At 73.6% G+C, this 11,068-nt stretch carries 7 protein-coding genes, 1 tRNA gene and 1 pseudogene; 5 read left to right on the top strand and 4 right to left on the bottom strand.

Annotated features, from left to right (window positions below; all coding sequences use genetic code 11):
• Positions 1 to 92: 92 nt before the first annotated feature.
• Entirely contained in the window at positions 93 to 752 is a 660-nt protein-coding gene (locus ACWEQL_RS10660; protein ID WP_452149838.1) for a pentapeptide repeat-containing protein, read from the bottom strand.
• A gap of 180 nt (positions 753 to 932) precedes the next feature.
• On the bottom strand, positions 933 to 1,559 hold the full coding sequence (gene snpA, locus ACWEQL_RS10655; protein ID WP_452149837.1) for a snapalysin: 627 nt from the start codon (positions 1,557 to 1,559) through the stop codon (positions 933 to 935).
• Between the two features lie 181 nt (positions 1,560 to 1,740).
• On the opposite strand from snpA, the pseudogene ACWEQL_RS10650 reads away from it, so the two are divergent.
• Positions 1,741 to 2,670: pseudogene (locus ACWEQL_RS10650) on the top strand (LysR family transcriptional regulator); the annotation flags it as partial.
• 89 nt (positions 2,671 to 2,759) lie between these two features.
• On the opposite strand, the gene ACWEQL_RS10645 reads toward ACWEQL_RS10650, so the two are convergent.
• Both ACWEQL_RS10645 and ACWEQL_RS10640 read right to left on the bottom strand, forming a co-directional pair.
• Positions 2,760 to 3,947 carry a low temperature requirement protein A gene (locus tag ACWEQL_RS10645; protein ID WP_452149836.1) on the bottom strand — a complete coding sequence of 396 codons (1,188 nt, stop codon included), beginning with the start codon at positions 3,945 to 3,947 and terminating at the stop codon, positions 2,760 to 2,762.
• Positions 3,948 to 4,461: 514 nt separating this feature from the next.
• Positions 4,462 to 6,165 (bottom strand): ABC transporter family substrate-binding protein, encoded by a 1,704-nt coding sequence (locus tag ACWEQL_RS10640; RefSeq protein ID WP_452149835.1) that lies wholly within the window; start codon positions 6,163 to 6,165, stop codon positions 4,462 to 4,464.
• A 348-nt stretch (positions 6,166 to 6,513) separates the two neighbouring features.
• Here ACWEQL_RS10640 and ACWEQL_RS10635 point away from each other — a divergent pair, with 348 nt between their 5' ends.
• From ACWEQL_RS10635 to ACWEQL_RS10620, 4 genes are all read left to right on the top strand, one after another.
• Positions 6,514 to 7,497 carry an ABC transporter permease gene (locus ACWEQL_RS10635; RefSeq protein ID WP_452149834.1) on the top strand — a complete coding sequence of 328 codons (984 nt, stop codon included), beginning with the start codon at positions 6,514 to 6,516 and terminating at the stop codon, positions 7,495 to 7,497.
• A 123-nt stretch (positions 7,498 to 7,620) separates the two neighbouring features.
• Positions 7,621 to 8,655, top strand: coding sequence for an ABC transporter permease (locus tag ACWEQL_RS10630; protein WP_452149873.1), 1,035 nt, complete (start codon positions 7,621 to 7,623; stop codon positions 8,653 to 8,655).
• Complete coding sequence (locus ACWEQL_RS10625) at positions 8,652 to 10,811, top strand: dipeptide ABC transporter ATP-binding protein (protein ID WP_452149833.1); 2,160 nt, start codon at positions 8,652 to 8,654, stop codon at positions 10,809 to 10,811. The genes ACWEQL_RS10630 and ACWEQL_RS10625 overlap by 4 nt, the downstream gene beginning before the upstream one ends.
• Before the next feature lie 105 nt (positions 10,812 to 10,916).
• Positions 10,917 to 10,990 (top strand) — tRNA-Lys (locus ACWEQL_RS10620).
• The last annotated feature ends 78 nt before the right edge of the window (positions 10,991 to 11,068 follow it).

Raw genomic sequence — 11,068 nt, 5'->3', positions numbered from 1 at the left:
AGGGGCCGCGGTCAGGATTGGCGCACTGTTCGCCGGGGTGTCACCGGGCGACGGAGGCCTGAACGCCGGACGGCCGGACGGAGCCCGAGGACCTAGCGGTCCTTCACGGTGATCCCCAGGGCCTGGGCGAACTGCGGGGCCAGCTCCAGCAGCTGGGTGGAGCCGATGAGCGCCCCGCGCAGGCCCTCCGGTCCGTCCGGCAGGCCCAGCGCCGCCGCCCCGCGCAGGTCCACCTTGGAGAGCCGGGCGCCGCGCAGCCGGACCTCCTCCAGGGTGGAGCCGGGGAACGACACCTCGGTCAGCTTCGCGTCGCCGAAGTCGACGTCCCGCAGCAGGCAGTCCTCGAACACGACGTCCCGCAGCACGGCCGAACGCAGGTTGACCGCCTCCAGCTTGCAGCCGCGGAAGACCACCCGGCGCAGCGCCGAGCCGTGCGCGGCCACCCCGGCCAGCACCCCGCCGAGGACGGCGCTGTCCTGCCAGTCGCTGTCCACGAGCTCGCAGGCCACCCAGCGCCCGGCCTGCGCCCAGACCTCGTTGAAGCGGGCCTGACGCAGCTTCACCCCGCTGAGCGCGACCCCGGTGAAGGCGCACTCCAGGAAGCTCGCCCCGCCGGCCGGGACGTCGGTGTACTCGCCGCCGTCGAAGTGGACGGTGTCGTAGCGGGCGTCGCCGCGCAGCGGGCCGGTGTGCGGGCGCAGCAGGTCGGCGTACGGAAGGTCGTCGAGACGGTCCGGGACGGTGATCGGCATGACGGCTGGCACCTTCGGGGGAGAACGGTCGGGCCCGCATCGTCGCACGCGCCGCCGACACCCGCCGGGCGACGGCGCCGCACCGCGACGGCCGGTGGAGGCGCCCGGGGACGGGCCCGGTCAGCGCCACGGCCCGGCCCCCGTACGGGAAACCGGGCCGCGGCGCCGAGGTGTGGGGGATCAGCCGTTCGCCCACAGGGTGTTGACGCGGCTGCGCTCGGCGCTGTTCGGGTAGGCGTTGGTGCAGGAGGTGCCCGGGCCGCCCCCGGACATCAGCTCGCTGCACGGGCCGGAGTAGTGGTCGGGCAGGCCGAGGACGTGGCCGGTCTCGTGGGCGGTGACCCGCAGCGAGTTGTACTGCCGGTTCTGCCGGTAGTCGAGGAAGATGTAGCCGCGGCCGTGGCCGTCGGTGCTCGCGTAGGAGCCGCGCGAGTCGTTGCCCTCGTAGTACTTGAAGTCGGCGGCGGTGCCGGACCGCAGCTGGACGTTGCGCACCGAGCCGTTCCAGATCTGGGCGCTCTGGGATATCTGGGTACGGAAGGTCGGGGCGCTGCTGGCGTCATAGGTGACGTAGACGACCTTGAGGTACGGGTTGGCGGCCTGCTTGGCGAGCGCCGACTTCATCACGGCCTCGTAGAACGCCTGGTTGTTGGCGCCCTCCTCGGCCGAGCCGGCGTAGGAGGTGCCCTGGGCCGAGGGCGTGTAGCCCTGGACGGGGGCGGCCGAGGCCTGCGAGGGCAGGACGGCGAGGCCGGCGGCCAGCGCGAGGCCGACGGCAGCGGAGAACGTCCGCGCGGTGCGGTTCATGTGGGGGCTCCGATTCACGGTCGCCGAGGCCGGGTTGGGGGCCGGCCGCGGGGCGGCGGGTGAACTGTCGATGTCCAGAGCTTGGGTCACCGGCCCGTCCGGCGGATGATGTCAACCGGCGATAGCCCGGTCCAATACCCCTGCCGCCGGTCCAACACCCCCGCCGTGGACCACCTCTGACATGTCATGTCCCTGGCGTCATGCCCCTTTCAGCCGTTATGCTCCGGACGTGGAGCTCGACGTGAGACATCTGCGGGTGCTCTGCGCGATAGCCGACACCGGTAGCCTCCGCAAGGCCGCGCAGCAGCTCGGCATGACCCAGCCCTCCGTCACCACCCAGCTCCACCGGATCGAACGGGCCGTCGGCGGCACCCTGTTCACCCGGGAGCAGACCGGCAGCCTGCCGACCGCGCTCGGCCACTCGGTGCTGTCCCGGGCCCGGCCGATCATCGGCGAGATGGCCGCCCTGGTCGCCGCCGCCCGCCAGGAGGCCCGCGAGGCGGCCGGCGACCGCAAGGAGAGCCGGCTGCGCATCGGCAGCGTCGGCAGCCGCGCGGTGGCGGCCTGGCTGCGCCGCGTCCACGAGCGCTTACCGGAGACCGGGACGACCATCCACGTCGACATCTCCGCCAACGCCCTGCTGCGGATGGTCGCCGCCGACCAGCTGGACGTGGCCTTCGTGCACGAGAGCGAGGGCTTCCCGCTGCGGGTGCCGCCCGAGGCCGAGCACCGGGTGCTGCTCGCCCGCGAGCCCCAGTACGTCGCCCTCGCCGCCGGCCACCCGGCCGCCGCCCGTACCGTCGTGCGCCTCGCCGACCTCGCCGAGGACACCTGGATGGTCGACCCGACCGCCGACCACGAGTACGCCGCGATGCGCCGGGTGTTCACCGAGGCCGGGCTGAACCCGCACGTGGTGCAGGTGCGCGACAACGCCACCGCCGCCGAACTGGTCGCCTCCGGCGAGGCCGTCCGCCCCTGCCAGCCCACCTCGGCCGCGCCGCCCGGCACGGTGGTGCGCCCGGTCCACGGCGACCCGCTGGCCGTCCGGCTGCTGCTGGTCTGGCGGCCCCGCGCGCTGGACCCGCCCGCCCTGGAGGCCCTGTACGGGGAGCTGCGCGCCGCCTACCTGGAACTCGCCCGGGCCAACCCCGGGTACCTCGCCTGGCTGCTGCGCAACGAGCGGCCGCTGCTCGACGCCGCTCACTCGCGGGCGTGCAGCACCACCCCGACCGCGACCGTCGCCGCGCTGACCAGGCCCGCCAGCAGGACCCCGGCCTCCCCCGCCGCGGTGCAGGCCAGCACCGCCGCCGCGGCGACCGGCAGCAGCGCCTGCGCGGCGCCGGTCTTGACGTGCCTGGCGTGCAGCAGCCAGACCGTGAACAGGTAGAGCGCCGCCGGGACGGTCACCGCCGCGGTCGCGGCGGTGACCGAGACGTGCGCCTTGTGGACCGCCGACTCCACCGCCACCTCCAGGCCCGCGCCGATCGCCGCCGCCGAGCCGAACACCAGGTAGTGCCCGTACCCCCAGAGGAAGGCCCGCCGGCTGGAGACGAGGTGCTCGTGCACCGGCCGGGCGAAGTAGATCCACCAGGCGGAGAAGCAGATCAGCAGACCGCCGAACGCCACCGTCAGCAGCCCGCCCAGCTCCTCGTGCTCGTCCACCGCCGACTGCACGGCCACCGTCGCCGCGGCCACCGTCTCGCCCAGCACGATCAGGGTGAACAGCCCGTACCGCTCGGCGATGTGGTGCGGGTGCCAGGGCGTGCGGGTGCGCAGCTCGGCGATCACCGGCACGGACAGCTCCGCGACCACGCCGAGCGCGATCAGGTACGGCCGCACGTCGTCCGGCACCAGCAGCACCAGCACCCAGCCCACCTGGCAGACGCTGATGCCGATCGCGTACCGCAGCGCCACCGCGCGGGCCAGGCCCTCCTCGCTGGCCGCCGCCCGCAGCCACTGGGTGACCATGGCGAGGCGCATCACCACGTAGCCGGTCACCGCGAGGGTGAGGTCCTGGTCGGCGAACATCCGGGGCACCCCGGCGGCCAGCACCAGCACGCCGGAGATCTGGACCAGGGTGGTGACCCGGTACGGCACGTCGTCGCAGTCGTAGGCGGAGGCGAACCAGGTGAAGTTCATCCACGCCCACCAGATCGCGAAGAACGCCAGCACGTAGCCGCCGAGGCCGTCGCCGGGATGCCCCTCGGCGAGGTCGTGGGCCAGCTCCCGGCCGGCCTGGGCGATCGCCACCACGAAGCAGAGGTCGAAGAAGAGCTCCAGCGGGGTGGCGGTCCGGTGCGGCTCGTCCCGGCTGCGCGGGACCATCCGGCGCACCGGGCGCGGATCCCGGTGGCGGCGGTGGGGTTCGGCGGCTGACTCGCTGCTCATGGCCGGTGCTCCAGGGTGCGGGGGCGGGCTCCGCGGGTGCCGGGGCGGGTACGGGCCCGGCTGCGGGTGCGGGGCGCCGCCGGGTTTCGGACGGGCCTCCCGCCGCATCCTGGCAGCGCCCGGCCCGTGGTGCACGCACCCCGGGCCCCCCTTTCGGATCACGCCACTCGTGCCGTTCTGTCCCATTTTGCCCTGCCGTCAGCGCCAGTTGACGGCGAGGTGCGCGAACCGGGTGACAGCGCGGACGGTTTGCCGTCCCCCGCGTGCCGCACACCGCGGCCGGCCGGTGCACCCCGCTAGATTCTTCCCCCGTCGGAAGCAGGGCAGGACAACGGATCCGGAAGGGACCGACGACACGGGCGGCCTGCGGGCAACGCGGAAGGTCAAGGCCGGTGGCAGGGCATCGGGGGGCGGCGGTACCGCCCCCGGCCGCGCCCGTCCACCACCGGCCCCGCGATCACCGCGCTGCCCGCCAGCACCCGCGCCCACCGGCCCCGCCCCGCCGAGGAGGCCGTTACTTCTCCCAGCCCGCCTTGGCGTACTCCGTGCTCGCCAGCCCGAAGGCCCCGTAGTTGGCCAGCCCCTTGCGGGTCGCCAGCACGGTCGGCCGCTGGTAGAGCTCCACGGTGTGGCCCAGCTCCCAGATCCTGGCGTCGGCCTGGTTGTACAGCTCGGCCGCCTCGGCCGGGTCGAGCGTGCCGGCCGCCTTCTTCAGCAGCGCGTCGATCTCGGGCGTGCCGAGCTTGGAGTAGTTGCCGAACACGTTGTCGCCCACCGGCAGGCGGAAGTTGACGAGGCTGGTGGAGAGCGGGAACGAGTCGGTGTTGCGCCAGCTGGCGATGTCGAACTTGCCCGGGTTCACGTACTTGGCGAAGAAGTCGTTGCCCGGCACCTTGTCGATCTCGACCTTGACCCCGGCCGCCAGCCACATCGACTGCGCGGCGGTGGCGAGGTCCACCTGGGCCTGCGCGGCGGCGTCGTTGAACACCCAGTGCAGGGTCAGCTGCTGCCCGTCCCGGGTGCGCGGCTGCCCGGCGCCGGCCTCCTTCCAGCCCGCCTCGTCCAGCAGCTTCTTCGCCGCGGCCAGGTCGAACTTGGCCCACTCGCCGGAGTTGTCCCGGTAGCCCACCTGGTTGGGCATGAGGATGTGGTTGCCGAGCGGCTTGAACTCCACCGGCACGCCGTTGTTGGCGATCTTGATCAGTGAGGAGCGGTCCAGCGCCTTCCCCAGCGCCTGGCGCACCTTCGGGTCGGCCAGCGGCCCGCCCCCGCCGAAGGAGATGTGCACCTCGTCCCAGGGGCTGGCGCTGCGGATGACCGTGTCCTTGGCGTCCTTGAGCTGCCCGTACGCGGTGGCGGTGCCGGCCGTGGCCAGGTCGATCTCGTTGTTCAGGTAGGCCTGGGTGGTCGCCGACTGGGACATCACCCGGAAGGTCACCTTGTCCAGCTTGGCCTTCTGCCCCCACCAGTTGGGGTCCGGCACCAGCGTGAGCGTCTGCGCGGTCTTGTCGGCGGTGCCGACCTTCAACGGGCCGGCGGTGATCGGGATCTTCTCGACCCAGCCCTTGTTGAAGTCCTCCGGGGTGGCGATGCCGGCCGCCGGGATCAGCGGCCGGAACAGGTTCTGCCAGTCCGCGTACGGCTCCGAGAAGGTCACCTTCACCTCGCTCGGGTCGGCGCCCTGCTCGACCGCGGAGATCAGCTCGTAGCCGGCGGAGTCGGCGATGTTGTACGCCGGGTTCTTCCCGTTGCTGGCCTCCCAGTCCGCCTTGAAGTCCAGGTGGCCGAGCGGCTTGCCGTCCGACCACTTGGCCTTGGGGTTCAGCCGGTACGTCACCACCTGCGGCGAGGTGGAGGTGACCTTGGCGTCCAGCAGGTAGTCGGCGACCGGCTTGAAGGTGCCGCTGCCGTCGGTGGTGAAGAGGTTGGGCTCCAGCGCGCGCATGATGTCGACCGCGTCGCCGTACCGCCCGTCGACCTGGAACGGGTTCCACTGGGTGATCCACTGGTACAGCGGCAGCCGCAGCTCGCCGCCGTCCTTGACCTGGTCCAGCGGCCGCGCGTTGACGTCGTTGGCGCCGTGCCCCGGCGGCTCGCTCTTCGCCACGTCACCGGCCGACCCCCCGCCCGAACCGCAGGCGGTCACCGCCAGGGCGACGGCCGCGGCGAGGGCGGCCGCCCGGCCGAGACGGCGTCGGGGCGTGCTGGAAGCGTCCATGAGGGTTCTCCCCGTGAGATCGACGAGTTGTGAGGGTTGCGCGCGTCGCGAGGTGTGGCGAGGCTTGATCGTGGGCAGCCAAGTCGGGGCCGCCGAGCCGAACGTAACAGTCGATCAGTTCCACGAACAGGGGGGCGAGTTCACACCTGATCGGAACGACACACGCCGCAACGCCACCGCAACACCCCGGCCGTGCACCGGTGCAAGACTCCGACCTGCAGGTTTCCCTCACCGCCCGATCCGGCGTCCGGAACACCCACCCGGAACGCCGTACGGGCCCCCGACCGAAGGCCACCATCCGATGCCCACCAGACGCGTCGGTCCCGCCCCCGTCCCGGGCGGCCGCTGATGCTGCGCTACCTGGCGAAACGCCTCGCCTACTACGCGGTCCTGCTGGTCGCCGCCGTGTTCCTGGCGTACGCCCTCTCCGCCTCCGCGCTCCAGCCGCGCACCTACTTCGAGGCCAAGGTGCCCCGCCCGGCCGCCGCCTCCGTGGAACGCCAGCTCACCGCGCTCAACCTCAACGACCACACCCCGGTCGTCGAACGCTTCGGCCGCTGGGCCGGCGACCTGGTGCTCCACGGCGACCTCGGCCGCACCATCCACGACACCCCGGTCGCCGACGACTTCGGCCGCCGGGTCGGGGTCTCCCTGCGGCTGCTGCTGATCGGCTCCCTGCTCGGCATGCTGCTCGGCGTCGCCGCCGGCGCCTGGAGCGCGGTGCGCCAGTACCGCCTCTCCGACCGGGCCCTCACCGTCTTCTCCTTCGTCCTGCTCTCCACCCCGGTCTTCCTGGTCGCCCTCTTCCTCAAGAACGGCGCCATCGCCGCCAAGGACGTCGCCGGCCACGAGGTCATCCCCTTCACCGGCTACGAGACCCCCGGCCTCACCGGCGGCCCCGGCGCCCACCTGGCCGACTGGGCGCTGCACCTGCTGCTGCCCACCCTCTCGCTGGCCCTCGGCGGCCTCGCCACCTACAGCCGCTACCAGCGCGGCACCATGCTCGACGTGCTCGGCTCCGACTACCTGCGCACCGCCGAGGCCAAGGGCCTCACCCGCGGCCGCGCCCTGCTCAAGCACGGGCTGCGCACCGCGATCATCCCGATGTCGACGATGTTCGCCTACAGCTTCCTGGGCATCTTCACCGGCGCCGCCTTCACCGAGACCATCTTCGGCTGGCACGGCACGGGCGAGTGGTTCATCCAGTCGATCAACGAACAGGACGTCAACTCGGTCGTCGCGGTCAACCTGTTCGCCGCCGTGGTCGTCCTCGCCTCCGGCTTCCTCGCCGACACCCTGCACGCCGCCCTCGACCCGCGCGTGCGGACCTGACCGGAGGGCGCCCGACATGACCGCACCGCAGGAGCCCGGCCGCGCCGGAGGGGCCGCACCGCAGGAACCCGGCCGCGACCTCGCCGGAGGGAACCCGACCATGACCGCACCCGGGGGAGCCCGATCGTGACCGCCGTCCTCCCGGAGACCGCCGGACCCGCCCCCGCGGCCGCCCCCCGACCCGTCGGGCGCGCCCGGCTCGTCCTCGCCCGGCTGCTCGCCGCCCGCTGGGCGGTGGCCGGCGCCGTCGTCGTCCTGCTGCTGTTCGCCCTCGCCTTCGGCGGCCAGTACCTCACGCCCTGGGACTACGCCGCCCCCGACTACACCGCGCTGCGGCAACCCCCGTCCGCCGAGCACTGGTTCGGCACCAACGGGGTCGGCCAGGACGTCTTCGCCCAGACCGTGCGCGGCCTGCAGAAGTCGCTGGTGATCGGCCTGCTGGTGGCGCTGTTCTCCACCGTGCTGGCCTCGCTGGTCGGCGCCTGCGCCGGCTACTTCGGCGGCTGGCCGGACCGGCTGCTGATGTTCGCGGTGGACCTCATGCTGGTCTTCCCCAGCTTCCTGATCATCACCATCGTCTCGCCCCGGCTGAAGAGCACCGGCTGGATCGCCTTCGTCCTGCTGCTCGCCCTGTTCAACTGGATGATCACCGCCCGGGTGGTCCGCTCCATGACCATCTCGCTGCGCGACCGCGAGTTCGTGCGCGCCGCGCGGTTCATGGGCGTGCACCCGCTGCGGATCATCACCCGGCACGTCCTGCCCAACGTCGCCTCCTTCCTGATCATCGACGCCACCATCGCCGTCGGCGGGGCCGTGATGAGCGAGACCGCGCTCTCCTACTTCGGCTTCGGGGTCAAGGCCCCCGACGTCTCGCTCGGCACCCTGCTCGCCGCCGGCACCTCCGAGGCACCGGTCTTCCCCTGGCTCTTCTACTTCGCCGCCGGGCTGCTGGTGCTCTTCGTCCTCGCCGTGAACCTGATCGGCGACGGCCTGCGCGACGCGCTCGACCCCACCGCCGAGGCCGCCCGCCGGCCCCGGCGGGCCCGGCGCACCCGGCCTTCCGGGTCGTCCGGGTCATCCGGGCCGTCGGGGTCGTCCCGGCCGTCCCGGCGCTCCGACGGTGACCCCGCCCTCCCCCTCAGGAAGCAGCGCACGTGACCACCACCCTCGACACCCCCGCCGCCGGCCACCCGGCCGCCGGCACCCCGCTGCTCGCCGTCCGGGACCTGCACGTCGACTTCACCGGGCCGCGCGGCGGCGCCCGGGTGCCCGCCGTCCGCGGCGTCGACCTCACCCTGCGGCGCGGCGAGACCCTCGGCATCGTCGGCGAGTCCGGCTCCGGCAAGTCCGTCACCGCGCTCGCCGTCCTCGGCCTGCTCCCCGGCACCGCGCGGGTCCGCGGCTCGGTCCGGCTGGACGGACGCGAACTCGTCGGCCTGCCCGGCCGCGAACTCGCCTCCGTCCGCGGCCGCGAGATCGCCATGGTCTTCCAGGACCCGCTCTCCGCCTTCACCCCCGTCTACCGGATCGGCGACCAGATCGCCGAGGCCGTCCGCATCCACCGGCGCGTCGACCGCGCCACCGCCCGCCGCCGCGCCGCCGAACTGCTCGACCTGGTCGGCATCCCCGCCCCCGACCGGGCCCTGGACGCCTTCCCGCACGAGTTCTCCGGCGGCATGCGCCAGCGCGCGATGATCGCCATGGCCATCGCCAACGACCCCGACGTCCTGCTCGCCGACGAACCCACCACCGCCCTCGACGTCACCATCCAGGCCCAGGTCCTGGACGTGCTGCGCACCGCCCGGCGCGAGACCGGCGCCGCGCTCGTCCTGGTCAGCCACGACCTCGGCGTCATCGCCGGCATGGCCGACCGGGTCGCCGTGATGTACGCCGGCCGGATCGTGGAGACCGCCGGCGTGGACGAGCTGTTCGCGGCCCCCCGCCACCCGTACACCCTCGGGCTGATCGGCGCCGTCCCCCGGCTGGACGCCCGGGGCGGCCCGCTGGTCCCGATCCCCGGCACCCCCGCGCCGATGGCCGACCTGCCCGCCGGCTGCCCCTTCGCCGCCCGCTGCCCGCTCGCCGAACCGCGCTGCGCCACCGCCGAACCCGCGCTGGAGGAGACCGCTCCCGGGGTCGCCCCCGGCGGTGACTCCGGACCCCACCTCGCCGCGTGCGTCCGCGCCGGCGAACTCGCCGAACGCCGCCCCGCGCCCGCCGAGGTCTACCCCGTCCCCGCCCTGCCCGCCGCCCCCGCGCCCACCCCCCGCGCCGAACGCGCCCCGGTGCTGGAGGTCACCGGCCTCACCAAGACCTTCCCCCTGGTCAAGGGCACCGTCCTCAAACGCCGGGTCGGCGAGGTGTACGCCGTGGACGGCGTCGAGCTGTCCGTCCGTCAGGGCGAGATCCTCGGCCTGGTCGGCGAATCCGGCTCCGGCAAGTCGACCACCCTCTTCGAACTGCTGAACCTCACCGCCCCCGAGTCCGGCCGGATCGAGCTGCTCGGCCGGGACGTCGTCGGCCTCACCCGCGCCGAGACCCACCGGCTCCGCGCCGAACTGCAGATCGTCTTCCAGGACCCGATGGCCAGCCTCGACCCACGCATGCCGATCGGCGACATCGTCGCCGAACCGCTGCGCGCCCAGCGCGCCCCGCGCGAGGAGATCGCCCGCAGGGTCCCCGAGCTGCTCCGCCAGGTCGGCCTCGACCCGGCCCACGCCGTCCGCTACCCGCACCAGTTCTCCGGCGGGCAGCGCCAGCGGATCTCGATCGCCCGGGCACTGGCCGTCCGGCCCGGACTGCTCGTCCTGGACGAACCGGTCTCCGCCCTCGACGTCTCCATCCAGGCCGGGGTGCTCAACCTGCTCCAGTCGCTCAAGGCCGAGCTCGGCCTCTCCTACCTCTTCGTCTCGCACGACCTCTCGGTGGTCCGGCACCTCGCCGACCGGGTCAGCGTGATGTACCTCGGCCGGACGGTCGAACACGGCGAGGTCTCCGCCGTCTTCGACCACCCCCGCCACCCCTACACCCGGGCGCTGCTCTCCGCCGTCCCGCTGCCCGACCCCGCCGCCGAACGGGCCCGCGTGCGCACCCTCCTCGCCGGCGACCCGCCCTCCCCCACCCGCCGCCACACCGGCTGCCCCTTCCGGTCCCGCTGCCCGGCCTACGCCGCCCTCGACGCCGCCCTGGACGCCGAGCGCCGCGAGGACTGCGAGCAGCGGACACCGCCGCTCACGGCGGTCGCCCCGGAGCCCGGCGGCACGGACGACCACGCGGCGGCCTGCCACCACCCGGGGGCCTACCCGAGGGCCTGAGCTCCCGGTCACCCGGAGGCCCGAGGGTCCGGTCACCCGGAGTGAGGGGCCGCCATCGATTCGGCGAATCGGCTCGGCGCCGTGTAATGTCTTCCACGTCAGCAGGCGCCGCTAGCTCAGTTGGTTAGAGCAGCTGACTCTTAATCAGCGGGTCCGGGGTTCGAGTCCCTGGCGGCGCACAGACAGCCGGAAGGCCCTTCGCGAGAGCGGAGGGCCTTCCGGCGTTTCCGGCGCTCCCGGCGTTTCCGGCACTGGGC

Source organism: Kitasatospora sp. NPDC004240 (assembly GCF_053603215.1).
Note: the sequence above shows the minus strand (reverse complement) of the source record. Positions and strands in the feature narration are given on the sequence as shown.